Origin of the sequence: Pseudomonas sp. P97.38 (assembly GCF_001269745.1) — a bacterium.
Lineage (GTDB): Bacteria > Pseudomonadota > Gammaproteobacteria > Pseudomonadales > Pseudomonadaceae > Aquipseudomonas > Aquipseudomonas chlororaphis_E.
On sequence record NZ_LHVJ01000009.1, the window covers coordinates 541,568 to 555,000 of the forward strand.

Consider the following 13,433-nt stretch of genomic DNA (forward strand, 5'->3'; position numbering starts at 1 on the left):
CAAGTGATGAACTTTCCTACAGAGAGCAGGACCAATGGCGGTTAGCTACGTGATGGCGCAGTCGAATCAGCTGGGCCGTGGTTCTTTTGATCGAGAGGTTTGGATATGAACATCAGGTTTCTGAGCCTGCCCCTGGCCGCCGTGGCCTTCCTGACATTGGCCGGTTGCGCGTCGCCCACCGTGGTGACCTTGCAGAACGGTACCCAGTACCTGACCAAGGACACCCCCAATACCCGTACCTCCGATGGGTTCTACGAGTTCGAAGACATCGCCGGCAAGAAAATCCGCGTGCGCGCCGACGACGTGGCAACGATCCGCAAGGAAGATTGATCTCCGTGGCGAAGGCGCTTGCTCGCGCTTGAGTGTGAGCAAGCGCCTCGTCGCAGGTTACTCAGTCACCGTCCATGCCTGGTCATCAGGCGAACACGATACCCTCACCGCCCACCTGCCCAACCCCGACACCCACCAGGGTCACCGAGCTGGCCCCCACTTGCAGCAGCGTGTCGCTGCCGACCTGGGACAGGTGCTGTCGATAGTCATACCCTTCCCCGGCCCCCTGCACACCGATGAACACCAGTTTGTCGCCAGCGTCGAAACCGCTGATGCGATCCTGACCGAATGCACCGTTGAAAATGAACGTGTCACGTCCACCGCCCGATTGCATAACGTCGTTCCCGGTGCCCCCCACGAACGTGTCGTCGCCCGCGCCGCCCAGCAGCCGGTCATTGCCGGCGTGACCGAACAGCCAGTCTCCCGTGGCGTGGGCCACCAGGCTGTCATCGCCCGCAGCGCCCTTGACCGCTGACGCGTACGCCGTCAGGTTGCCGCCGGCCAACAGGCCATTGGCGGTGACACTGTGGCTGACCTCATCCTTGAGCATGCCCCACAACGATCCAGGTTCCTGGCTCACCAGCGTGCCGATGTCGCGGGTGATGCTGATCCCGCCGTGGGCATCGCGCACGTACAACGTTCCGGCACCATCGCTGGCAAAGGTGAAGTCGTGCACCGACTGCTGCAGATGCAGGCTGTTGTGGCCCTGCCCGCCCAGAATCACGTTGTAGCCCCCGCCGTCGCGGAAGGTGTCATTGCCGGCACGGCCTTCCAGGTAGTCGTTGCCTTGGCCGCCCTGGATCAGATCGTCGTTGTCGGTGCCGAGGATGAACGTGCTGCCGGTGTGGGCCTCGGCGTTGCGGTTGAGGTCTTGCACCCAGGTGTTGCTGCGGGCCGGGTCCGACAGGTTGGCGACGACGATGGTCGAGTCTTTTTGCGTAAGGTCGTAGAACGCCGAGCTGATGATCCGGCCCATGCCATCGGCGTAACCGGTGGGCAGGTGGGAGATCCAGGTGGGAATGTTGAGGATGGAAAACGGCAGCACGTTCCACGCGGTGGAGGCGTAGTGATCATTGAAGCTGACGATGTTGTTGGTTGCCGAGGCCTGCTGCACGTCGTGCACGCCCACCGACGCCAGGTTGAACGTCGAGCCGTCCAGCGCCCGGAACACCGGGTCGTTTTCGTAACCAATGTTCAGCACCTTGTCGGTGCTGCTCTGGGTCGGCGACGCGTAGGCGATGTAGTTGGCGTTGTTGTAGAACCCGGACCACTGGCTGGTACTCAGGTCGGCCAGGCTGTTGACGGCCAAACCGCCGAGGCTGTGGCCGCTGACCAGGACGTTTTCCCCGCCAAGGCCATGGGCCTGGGCAAACCGGGCGACGTCGCCGAGCAGCGTGCCGAAGGCTTCGCCGGCGTAGTGCTTGGCATAGTCCTTGGGGCCCAGCGCGGCCATCACGTCATTGATCACGTCGCCAATGGAGTCGCCGATCAGGTTCTCCCGTGGGCCGCTGGTCCCGCGAAACGACACGCCGATCTCGGTCAAGTGGCCGGCGGCGTCGTACTTGCCCAGGATTTCTACCTGGGCGGTGGTGTAGCCGGCCTTCTCGCCGAAGAACGTTCCGCGCCCGTCGACCTTGCCGGTGTAGCCCAGTTGCGCCGCGCTGATGGGCGTCCAGCCGGCCTTGTGCAACGCCTCCAGGGCGAGCTTTTCCGAATCGGGGTTCCACGGCACGCCGGGAATCACCCCCTGCGAATCGGTGCCGCCGAGCAGCGCGGTCACCAGGGTCGCCGGCAGGCCGGTGCCGAAGCCGTATTGCTGGTAGCCGGCGGCGAACCCGTTGTCGAGGTTGTGATAGGAATACAACATGATCGCCATCGCATCGCCGACCAGGGCTTTGGACGCCTCGGTGCCGAAGGTCTTGTAGTCATAGATACCCATGTCCTGCTGCCTCTTTTTTGTTGTTGGAATGCGGAAAAACAAGTGGCCAAAGACCTTCGTGGCGAGGGAGCTTGCTCCCGTCGGGCAGCGCAGCGGCCCTTCTGGGTGAGCGCTTCGCACTCAAGCGGGAGCAAGCTCCCTCGCCACGCAAACCGTCGTCTTTGCGGCTAGAACTGCCAATCCAGCGTCAGCCCCATGCCATGGCTTTTGTCCCGGGATCCGAGCAGGCCGTTGTAGTCCAGGTTGACCCGCACATCCTTGGCCACCGCCAGCCCGGCACGGGCACCGATCACGGCGGCGTTGCGGTCCATGGATACGCTCTGCACCGCAAAGGTGTTGCTGCTGCCGGCGAAGGCCAGGTCCTGTTCCGAACGGGTATTGCTCAAGTTGTGCTGCCAGCCGAGGGAGCCGGAGAGCTCCAGTTGCTGTTTCTCCGAGAGCGCCAGGCTGCGGCTGGCTCGCACACCCAGGGTCGAAAGCAGCGCATCGCGACGGTCGTCGTTACCTCGCAGCGCGGCGTTGTCGCCTTTTTCATGGAAGCTGTCGCTGTCCAGATGCACATAGGCCAGGTTGGCAAACGGCTCCAGGGCCAGCGGCTGCACGTCGAGGCGGTAGGCGGCTTCGGTGAAGAGCTGGGCGGTCTGGGCGTCGCGCTTGGTTTTCTCCCGGCCGCTGACATCACCCCATTGCACGTCCCGTTTGACGTCGATGCGATGCCAGCTGTAGGCACCGCCGACGGTAAGGCGCACGGCGTCGATTTCATGTCCCAGGTAGGCGCCCAGGTGATAGCTGTCGGCCTTGGCCGACGAGTGCGTGCCATCGCCCATGCTCAATGAACTGTCGCTGTAGCCGGTGACGACACCCAGGCGAGTCTGCTCGCCGATCAACCCATCGGCCCCCACCAACAGCCCGCCAATGGAGCTGTTGGCGCTGGCATTGTCATTGCCGCCATCGCTCTTGCCCCAGGCCCCGAGCACCTTGACCCAGACGTTGCTGTCGGCAGTGCTTGGGGTATTCGCGTCATACAAGGCGTCCTGGCGCAAACGATCGCCGACGGCTTCACGCAAGTGGCGGCTGTCGTTGATCAGCAACGTGCCGACGGCCGGGTGGATTTCGCCAGAGAGTTGCTGGAAGGCTTGCTGCGCCGCGGCCGCACTGGGCGACAACAGCAAAGGCTTCGTAAAGGCCGTTGCCGGCGCCCAGTTGCTCGGCGGCGGTCGCTACGGAGCGCTGGTTGGGCGTCAGGCCAAGGCTGGCGAACGACACGGCGTTGCGCTCGACCGCCAGTTGAATGCCACTGGCGCTGTAGGCCAGGTCGCCGCCGAGAAACGCGTAGTTGGGCAAGACCTGGCCAAAACGCCCATCGATACCGCCAGCGGCCTGCAGGATGTTGAACTGCGTGCCCAGCAGGCTCTTCACCTCACGGGCCGTGAGCAGCGTCGGGCTGTTTTCCAATGACAACGACACCGTAGCGCCGTCGATGGAAGCCTTGCCGCCCGCCACGATCAAATCGCTGGAGGTCGGCGAGACTTCCACCGCGTAGGTCGAACCCGGCTCGAAGGTCACATCCCCGGCCACCTGCAACGTGCCGATGGAGTTGCCCGGTGCCACACTGCCGCCGCGATTGGCGGTCAGGCCGGCAACGCGGCCGTTGCCGCCGAGGACGCCGCCATCATTGACGGTCACCGTCGAGGCCAGCGAACCGTTGACGGCCAGTCGGCCTTCATTGACCAGGGTCGGCCCGCTGTAGCGGTTGTCGCCGGTCAGCACCAGGGTGCCGAGGCCTTCCTTGGTCAGCCCGCCGTGGCCGGCGATGTCGTTGCGCCAGACGTCCAGACCACACTGGATCCCGCTGCACACACGCTCCGTGGGCTTGCCGGCGTCGATGACCGCGCCAATGCCCGGCAGGTCGACCACGAACTGGCCATCGCCGTAGGCCCCGTCGATCCGGAACGCTTCGGGAATGTCGGCCTCGGTCACCAACATCGACGGACCGTCGATGGCCTTGCCCAGGCTGATCATGCCCCAGCCGTACAGCGCATCGATGCCCGGCGCGCCCATGTCGGTGGCCGTGGTACGCAGCACGCTGGCGACCTGGGCACCGGTCATGTACGGGAAGCGCTCCATCAACACCGCCACGCTGCCAGCCACATGAGGGGCGGCCATGGAGGTACCGCTCTTGTTGCCGTAGCCCACGGTCAGGTCATCGGCGCTGGTGCCGCCGATCACCGCACTGTAGACCCGCGTGCCCGGCGCCGAGACGCAGAAACTGGCGGTGTAGCCGCAACGCGACGAGAAGGTACTGATGGTGTAGGGATCGGGGCTGGCGGTATCCGGGTTGACTTGCAGCGCCGCGACGGTCAGCCAGTTGGGGGCGATGTCCGGCACGAAATACGCCAGGCCGGCAATGGCGTCGGGGTTGTTGAGGTTGTAGTCGTTGCCGGCGGCGAAAATCGTCACGATGCCGCTGCGGGCCGCCGCGATGGCGCCCTCGTAGGCGCCACCCGGCTTGGTCCCCAGCAGCGGGCGGATCTGGTCGAATTGCAACTGCGCGTCCTGCACGGTGAAGTGCGGGAACGCCGGGTCGCGCCCGCCCTGGTCGAAGCGGTCGGTGATGCCGATGCCCCAGCTGTTGTTGATGATCCGTGCGCCGCTGGCGATCAGCGCGTCCCAACCGGCCTTGTACACCGCGCCGTCGTTGCCCAGGATGATGCCGTCCTCGGGGCCGGGGTCGCCGTTGTCGGCGCTGATGATCTGTGCGTTGAACGCCACGCCGTGCATCGGCCCACCGTCGCGGCTGCCGGCGGCGATCCCGCCGACGTGGGTGCCGTGGGAGCCCAGCTTGCCGTCGGAACCGACCGTGGGCGAACCGTCGTAGCGAAACGGATCACCGGCCTTCACCGGAATGTACGGGTCGGTGTACTCGCGGATGCCGCTGGTGACCAGGGTCACGACTTTATCGCTGCCGGAGAACTCCGGGTGGGCGGCATACACCGGCTGGTCGAAGATCCCCAGTTTCACGCCCTTGCCGGTGTAGCCGGCGGCATAGGCCTGCTGGGCGTTGATCGCGCCCAGGCCCCATTCGGCGTTGAATTCGCTGCTGCGCCAACTGTCCGGATCGCCTGCCTTGCCCGCCTCGACATACGGCGCCGCCTGCGCCGTGCCCAGGCTTGCCAGTGCACAGAGCATGGCGTGGTTGAGGGCTTTGGGCACAAACACGCGACGGGTTCTTGCGGGTTGTTTTTTGTTATCAGTCTTCATCAACGAACCTTCCTTAGTGGCTGCAAAAATCCTGTGCTGACCTACGCCGATCCCCGTGGCGAGGGAGTTTGCTCCCGCTGGGCTGTGCAACAGCCCCTGCTTGTGAGCGCTTCGCACTCAAGCGGGAGCAAGCTCCCTCGCCACAAAGGCCGGACAGCCATCCCTAGTCAGTGGCTGACGAACGCCTCATCCACCTTCGCCAGGTCCTGCGCCCCCAGCGTGCCGGCGTAGTAATGCAATTTGGTCCAGGCCATGAGGTAGTCGTAGCGGGCCTGGGCCAGGTCGCGGCGAGTGGTGTAAAGCTGTTGCTCGGCATTGAGCGCGTCGAGGTTGACCCGCTCGCCGCCGAGGATGCTTTGCCGGGTCGAGACCACCAGCGCTTCGGCCGAACCCAGGGCTTTCTGGTAGGCACGCAGTTTGTTCACCCCCGAGACGCAGGCGCTGAACTGGCGGCGCAATTCGATCAGCGTCTCGCGGGTCTTGGCGTCCAACTCGTATTCGGCCTGCTCCATGTTGCGGCTGGCCTGGCGGGTGGACGCCGAGACCCCGCCGCCGGCGTACAGCGGCACGCTGATCTCGACGCCAATGGTGTTGGTGTCGTAGCGCTGGTTGTAGGTGTTGCCGCTTTCCGACTCGTTCTGGCGCATGGTCGCGTAGGCACTGACTTTGGGCAGATGCCCGGCGCGGTTGCGCTCGACCTCGAAACGCGCGACATCCACGGCCTGGCGCTGGGAGGCCAGGTTCGGGTTGTTGCTCACCGCCAGCTCATGCCAACTGTCGAAGTTCGCCGGTTGCAGGCTGAAGGTCTGGAACGTGTCGTTCAGCGGTGCCAGATCGCCGATGTCCAGCGCCGGCACGCCGATCAACGCGCCCAATTCGCGCAGGGACGCATCCTGCTCGTTGCGAGCCTCGATCTCTTCCGCCGTGGCCAGTTCGTAGCGCGATTCGGCTTCAAGGATGTCCGTACGCGTGCCTTCGCCCTGGCGAAACAGCTCCTCGTTCTGGTGGAACTGCTGCTCGAAGGCTTTTTTCTTCGCCAGGGCAATGTCGATCTGGTCCTGGGCGAACAACGCCTGGGTGTAATAACTGAGCACACGCACCAACAATTCCTGGCTCTTGCCGCGAAAGTTCTCGTCGGCGAACAGCGCCTGGGCGACGCCCTTGCGGTAAGCCGCGTAAGCCTCGTAGTCCAGCAAGGGTTGTTGCAGGGTCAGGCTGGAGCCATAGCTGCTGTAGTTGCGATCATCATGCTGGCTGGCGCCACGGTCATTGAGGTAGGTGACTTTCGATTGGTTGCGGCCCTTGTTGTAGCTGTAGCCCAGGTGCGGCAGCAGCCCGGCGCGACCAATGGCGCGGTTCTCCAGGCCCGCATCGCGTTCCTTGATCGCCCCCAGGTAGACCGGGTCGTTGCGCAGGGCCTGCTCATAGAGTTCAAACGGGCCCATGGCCCAGGCGTGGTCGCACGCGCAAATGGCCAACAGGGCCAACCGGAAAAAACGCTTCATACCACAGCACACCTTATTCTTCGGTCAACGCAGAGCCAGCTCGGTCGAGCAGCGGTTTGAACAGGTAATTCAGGAGCGAGCGCTCGCCGGTGCGAACGAACATCTGCGCCGGCATGCCGGGCTTGATCACCAGGCCATTGAGCTTCTCCAGCGCACGGTCGCTGACGCTGCTGCGCAGGACGTAGTAAGGCGCACCCGTCTTCTCATCGATCATCTGGTCGGCGGACACCAGGCTGACTTCCCCCGGCACCCTCGGCGTGCGGTTCTGGTTGAAGGCGGTGAACAGGATGTCCACCGGCAAGTGCGTACCGACCTTGTCGACCAGGTTCACCGGCAAGTGACCTTCCACCTCCAGGCGCGTGCCTTGGGGCACGATCTCCAGCAAGGTGTCGCCTTGGCGCACCACCGCGCCTTCGGTGTGCACACCGAGGTTGACGGCGATGCCGTCGGCGGTGGCGAGGATCTCACTGTGTTGCAGCTCGAACCCGGCGGACTTCAACTGCTGCTGCAAGGTTTCGCTCTTGAGCTGGGCATCGGCCAGTTGGCTGCGGACTTCTTTCTGGTATTCCTCGCCGTGCTGCTGCAGTTTGAGCCGCGACTCGACAATCCCCTGCTCCACCCGGCCGCTTTCGCCGCTGTTCTGCGCCAGTTCCTGCTGCACCTGTGACAATTGCCGCTGATAGTCCAGCAGTCGGTTGCGCGGGATGTAGCCGTTGTCCGCCAAGGGTTGCAGGTTGCCCAATTGCAATCGCAGTGATTCGGCCTGGGCCGTCAGGTCACTGCGGGCCCGGCGCATGCCCGCCAGTTGCGCGGTGGCGCCGTCGATACTGGCGCGCAATGCCGCCTGCTCGCGGGCGAAGGCTTCGCGGCGGCTGCTGAACAGTTGCCGCTGGCCTTCGAGCACCAGGGCCAGGCGCGGGTCCGGGTCGTGGCTCAACTCGGCCGGGAAGCTCACACGGGCCAGGTTATCGCGCTCGCTCTGCCAGCGTGCCAGGCTGGCCCAGGCCATGCGGTACTGGGCTTGCAGCGATTGGACGTCGGCGTCGGCCTGGGTCTGGTCCAGGCGAAACAGCGGTTGGCCCTGCCTCACCGCCTCGCCTTCGCGCACCAGGATCCGGCTGACCACGCCGCTGCTCATCGATTGCACCGCCTTGCGCTTGCCAGACACCACCACGGTGCCCTGGACCGGGATGCCCTGGTCCAACGGCGCCAGGCTGGCCCAAGTGAAGAAACTGCCGGCGCCAATGAGCGCCAGTGCCCAGCCGATGCGGGTGAAAAACCGCGCGTCGCGCTCGGGGCTTTCGAAGATCCGGGTGTGTTCGAGGTTCATGTCGCGATCCTGGCTCATGCGCCGCTCGGCTTGTTGGCTGTCGGGTAGTGGCGGCTCATGCTCAGGCCGGTGGGGGCGGCCTGGGGTTTGTCCCGGGCCGACTCCGCCTGGCCGGACAACGCCCGCAGCACGTCCTGGCTGGGGCCGAAGGCCTGCAAGCGGCCTTCGTTGAGCACCAGCAGCTTGTCGGCCTGGGCCAATGCCGAGGAACGATGCGTCACCAGCACCACGCTGGTGCCCTGGGCTTTCATCTGCGCGATGGCACTGGCCAATGCCGCTTCGCCCACCGTGTCCAGGTTGGAATTGGGCTCATCGAGCACCACCAGGCTCGGCCGGTCATACATCGCCCGGGCCAGCGCCACCCGTTGCTTCTGCCCGCCCGAAAGACCGCTGCCGTCTTCCCCCAGCACCGTGTCGTAGCCCTGGGGCATGCGCAGGATCAGTTCATGAACGCCGGCCTGTTGCGCCGCGGCAACGACCTTCTGCGGGTCGGCCTCGCGAAAGCGAGCGATGTTCTCGGCAATGCTGCCGCTGAACAGCTCGATGTCCTGGGGCAGATAGCCGATGTAGGGGCCCAATTGGTCGCGGTTCCAACGATGGATGTCGGCCCCATCGAGGCGCACGGTGCCACCCAGGGTTGGCCAGACGCCCACCAGCACCCGGGCCAGGGTCGACTTGCCGGACCCCGATGCGCCTAATACGCCGAGCACTTCCCCCGCCGCCAGGCTGAAACTGACCTGTTGCAGCGTCGCGTTGCGTTGCCCCGGCGGGCCGGCACTGACCTGTTCAAAGCTGACCTGGCCCTTGGGCGCCGGCAGCGCCATGCCTTCGTCCCGGGGAGCAAACGCCTGCAACAGCGCATCGAGGCGACGATAGGCCAACTTGGCGCCGCTCCACTGCTTCCACACGGCGATCAACTGGTCGATGGGGCTCAGCACCCGCCCCATCAGGATCGAGCCGGCGATCATCATCCCGGCGGTCATCTGGCCCTTGATCACCAGCAGCGCGCCTAAACCCAAGACCAGGGATTGCAGGCACAGGCGCAAGGTCTTGCTCACGGAACTGATCACCGCGCCGGTGTCGCTGGCCCGGTTCTGCAGGCCGAGAAACCGCGAATGCACGGCGAACCAGCGGCTGCGCAGCGCGTCGAGCATGCCCATGGCCTGGATGGTCTCGGCGTTGTGCAAATGGCTGGTCGCCAATTGGCTGGACTGCTGCGAATAGACACTGGCCTGTCCCAGCGGCTTGCGGGTCATGACCTCGTTCAGGCAGGCCAGGCCGATCAACAACGCCGTGCCGACACTGGCGAACACCCCGAGCCAGACATTGAACAGGTAGATCACCAGCAGGTAGACGGGAAACCACGGCGCATCGAAGAACGCGAACAGCGCCGGCCCGGTGACGAATTGGCGCAGTTGGGTCAAGTCGCCCAGGGACTGCCCGGCGTTGCCCTCGCCCTGGCGCAGGTTGCGCTCGAACGCAGCTTTGTATACCTGGAGGTTGAAACGTCGCTCCAACTGGCTGCCGATGCGGATGACGACGAAACTGCGCACCATCTCCAGCAACCCGATGAACACAAAGAAGCCGACGACCATCAGCGACAACATCAACAAGGTCGTTTCGTTTTGCGAGGACAGCCCACGGTCATAGACCTGGAGCATGTAGATCGACGGCGCAAGCATCAGCACATTGATCAATGCGGTAAAACATCCGACGCTGATCAAAATACTTTTATATTCGCCCAGGGCTTTAAACAGCGGCACCGCCCCGGCACTCCTTGCCTTATTCATGCATCTTCCTTGCGTGTTGGCTGTATCAGGCCGCCTGGCCGTTAATCAACTTACTGATTCTTAGCGCCACTGTGGCTAGTGCGTGACTTGCGACTTATTACGTTCAAGCCTAACTACCAAACCGGACTTCAACGTCACTTGATAACGGTCTTGCTGGCGCAGCCCCAGATGAACCCGGGTGTTGTGCTGGCCGATCAACGAAAGACCGTCGGGTTCGGTAAACCACTGCACCGGTTCCTCTCCCAACCAATGCCCCAGGCATTCGGTTTGCCCGCCCAGGGTCTGGTCCGCCTTGAGTTCCACCAGGCAGGTGTTGGAAGGTTTGTCCTGCAATGCCTGGCTCTGGGCGTCATCCTGTGGGCCCGACAGCACGGCCAGCCATTGACCGGCCAACTGCGAGGGTTCTATCAACAACAGGCTGCGGGCCATGGTGGCGTCTCCGAAAAGCAGCATCAGCGTAGCGAGTGTCCAGGCGGTTGCCGAAAGCCTGCAAGGCATGGTGTGTTCTCGCGTTCAAAAGGTCTGGATTGTGTGGCGAGGGGCGTTACCCCTCGCCACGTTACTCAAGCTGACATCACGCCACGATATCCGTGACCGCCGCCTGGCCGACGGTGCTGACCAAGAAGTCCGCCACGCCATGCCCGGAGAAGTCCACCGACAGCAGGCTGTTGCCACCCGATGTCGACAGCACGGCGTCGCCCGCGGCACCGGTGAACGCGTTCACGAAATGCAGGCCCGCGCCCTTGGTGATGCCGGTCAGGTCGATCTTGTCCAGGCCGCTGACAAAGTCGAGGATCTGGTCCGCCGCACCGGGCCGCGAGTCGCTGCTGGCCGCGAACACGAAAGTGTCCGACCCCGAGCCGCCCCACAGCTTGTCGGCTCCACCCGCCCCCCAGAGGATGTCGTTGCCAGCACCGCCCTTGAGTTCGTTGGCGACCGCGTTGCCGATCAGCAGATCGCTGCCCGACCCGCCGATGGCGTTCTCGACGATCGCGCCCTTGGCGATGGACACGTTGCCCACCAGGCCACCCACGTCAGAGAACGAGGCATCGTTGAGGTTGATCTTCTGGTTCTGGGTGAAGCCGGAGAAGTCCAGGGTGTCGCGACCGCCCGCGTCCCAGACCGAGAACACGACCTTGTCCGAGGAGGACGTGGCGCTGAGGAAATCCCGGCCGGCGTTGGAGTTGAAACCGTAGGTGGTATCGCCCGTGCGGATGCTGGTGTTGGCGCCGTAGAGCTTCTGGATGGCCGCGATGTCATCCATCAGCGGGCCGGAGGAATAGGCTTCGACGCCGCCCTTGCTGAAGTTCTGGTTGGTGTTGCTCTCACTCCAGTAGCTCATGACGCTGTAGCCGCGGGTGTCCTGGCCATAGGTGGCGTCATCGTAGGTCGGTGCGCCTTCGCCGGCGTTGTAGTCACCGGGGTGCGCCAGGCCCAGGGTGTGACCGATCTCGTGGGTCAGGGTCTGGCGACCGTAGTTGTTCAGGTCAGGGTTTTTGTTCTGGGTGTAGCCGCTGTTGATCAGGTACCACGAGGTGCCGTCGTAGCCGGCGCCGGTGCCCGGCAGGTAGGCGAATGCCGCCGCGCCGTCCTGGCCGCTGCTGTAGTTGCCGAAGGTCATGTGGCCGTCGCCACCGCTGGCCTTCTCGGTAAACGTGACGTTGGCCACGTCTGCCCAGGACTGCATCGCCAGGGCCGCCTGGGCTTTCTGCTGGGCGCTGAACTGGCTGAAGCCGCTGATGCCATGCTTGTTCATGGTGCTCGAAGAAGCGGACGTCAGGAACGTGTAGGTCAGCTCGATCTTGCCGCTGCCATCGCGGTCCTGGTACGCCGCGCCGTCACGCAGCAACTGCGTGGCCGCCTGGTCGACGGAATAGGACGGCTTGCCGTTGACGGTCAGGTTGCCGCCACGATCGTATTGGTGGCTGAAACTATTGATCTGGTTGAACGCACTGCTGGCGGCCGCCAATGATTGCGGGGTCCAGAGCAGTTGTTCGGCGGAATCAATAGCGCTGTTTTTGACTTTCGACATAAACACACTTCCTTGTTTGCAAATGGAACATTTTTCAGACGACAGGCGATCTCTGGCGAGATCGTCCTATCACTCGCCCAATGAGGGACGTAAGAAACCTGACACAATTGGAAATCAAACGTCTAGCAGTTTTTTCGAGGTCAATTTCTGTTCCCAGGCGTCATGCCCACAAACAACAGGTTTCGCCCGTTACGTACTCACTAGTTAAAAACTCGAATGCCGATTGTCGGACAAAACTCTATTTAAATATTAAATAGCGACAACTAACCATTTGCCCAAGGCGCGGCACTTACGCCAACTAAGTGCCAGCGAAATGCTATTAATCAATATCTACTAAATCGCCATGGATTTGCGCGCGCACACTTCTCGCAGGCAGCCCCGAAGCCAGCGATGCACCGGGTCGGCATCCATGCGCGGGTGCCACAGCATGGCAATGGTGAACTCCGGCACCGGAAACGGCAGCGCGAAGCTGTGCATGCCCTCGCGCAGGCTGGCGGTGTAGCGCGCCGGCACGCTGGCAACCAGGTCGCTGGAGCGGGCCAGCCCCAACGCCGACGAAAAGCCTGGCACGGTGGTGACAATGTCCCGCGACAGGCCCAATGGCTCCAGGATCCGGTCGATAGGCCCTTGATCGAGAAAACGCATCGAAACCCCGATATGCCGACACGCCGCATAGCCCTCGGCGGTAACGGCGGCCTGGCTCAGCGGGTGTCCGGCGCGCACCACCCCGATCAAGCGATCACCGAACAGCGCCTGGGTCCGCAGTTCCGGGCTGGTGTCCTTGTCGACGACCGCGGTCTCCAGGTCCACGGTACCCTCGCGCAACGCCGTGCTGTCGCGGTTGGCCTTCTCCACGAAACGCAGGCGTACGCCGGGCGCCTGCTCGTTGATGCGAGCAATCAGGTCGATGGCGAAGTTCTCGACGAAGCCTTCGCGGGTGCGCAAGGTGAAGGTTCGGTTCAACTGGCCCAGGTCCGGCGTCGCGACCGGCCGCAGCACCGCCTGGGCCTCTTGAACCAGATGGCTGACCTGTTCGCGCAGCGCCAGGGCACGGGGCGTTGGCACCAGCCCTCGCCCGGCCCTGACCAGGAGCGGATCCCCCGTGGTTTCGCGCAACCGGGCCAGCGCCCGACTCATCGCCGACGGGCTCAACCGCAGCCTTCGCGCCGCACGGGCCACGCTGCCTTCGGACAGCAGCACATCCAGGGTGACGAGCAAATTGAGGTCGGGAACGGACATGGCAGGG

The 13,433-nt window shown here is 63.9% G+C and carries 8 protein-coding genes and 1 pseudogene; 1 reads left to right on the forward strand and 8 read right to left on the reverse strand.

All coding sequences use genetic code 11. From position 1 onward, the window contains the following. The first annotated feature begins 105 nt into the window (after positions 1-105). The gene (locus AD664_RS04385) at positions 106-330 is read left to right on the forward strand and encodes a YgdI/YgdR family lipoprotein (RefSeq protein ID WP_042728837.1); all 225 of its coding nucleotides are present in this window, start codon (positions 106-108) and stop codon (positions 328-330) included. A gap of 85 nt (positions 331-415) precedes the next feature. Here the strand turns inward: AD664_RS04385 and AD664_RS04390 are convergent, their stop codons facing one another. From AD664_RS04390 to AD664_RS04425, 8 genes and pseudogenes are all read right to left on the reverse strand, one after another. Beyond that, positions 416-2,269: a polyurethanase gene (locus tag AD664_RS04390; protein ID WP_053144650.1), complete on the reverse strand. Its 1,854-nt coding sequence runs from the start codon at positions 2,267-2,269 to the stop codon at positions 416-418. A 167-nt stretch (positions 2,270-2,436) separates the two neighbouring features. Further along, positions 2,437-5,458 (reverse strand): annotated as a pseudogene (locus tag AD664_RS04395) (autotransporter domain-containing protein). Between the two features lie 239 nt (positions 5,459-5,697). After that, positions 5,698-7,035, reverse strand: a complete 1,338-nt coding sequence (locus tag AD664_RS04400) for a TolC family outer membrane protein (RefSeq protein ID WP_042728840.1) — start codon at positions 7,033-7,035, stop codon at positions 5,698-5,700. A gap of 13 nt (positions 7,036-7,048) precedes the next feature. Then, positions 7,049-8,383, reverse strand: coding sequence for an HlyD family type I secretion periplasmic adaptor subunit (locus AD664_RS04405; RefSeq protein WP_053144652.1), 1,335 nt, complete (start codon positions 8,381-8,383; stop codon positions 7,049-7,051). Beyond that, positions 8,380-10,155, reverse strand: a complete 1,776-nt coding sequence (locus tag AD664_RS04410) for a type I secretion system permease/ATPase (protein ID WP_053144654.1) — start codon at positions 10,153-10,155, stop codon at positions 8,380-8,382. Before AD664_RS04410 ends, AD664_RS04405 begins: the two co-directional genes overlap by 4 nt. Before the next feature lie 75 nt (positions 10,156-10,230). Continuing rightward, positions 10,231-10,653 carry an AprI/Inh family metalloprotease inhibitor gene (locus AD664_RS04415; RefSeq protein ID WP_080964347.1) on the reverse strand — a complete coding sequence of 141 codons (423 nt, stop codon included), beginning with the start codon at positions 10,651-10,653 and terminating at the stop codon, positions 10,231-10,233. Between the two features lie 76 nt (positions 10,654-10,729). Next, complete coding sequence (locus AD664_RS04420; protein WP_053144656.1) at positions 10,730-12,187, reverse strand: serralysin family metalloprotease; 1,458 nt, start codon at positions 12,185-12,187, stop codon at positions 10,730-10,732. Between the two features lie 333 nt (positions 12,188-12,520). Continuing rightward, the gene (locus tag AD664_RS04425; RefSeq protein ID WP_053144658.1) at positions 12,521-13,426 is read right to left on the reverse strand and encodes a LysR family transcriptional regulator; all 906 of its coding nucleotides are present in this window, start codon (positions 13,424-13,426) and stop codon (positions 12,521-12,523) included. Positions 13,427-13,433 lie beyond the last annotated feature (7 nt).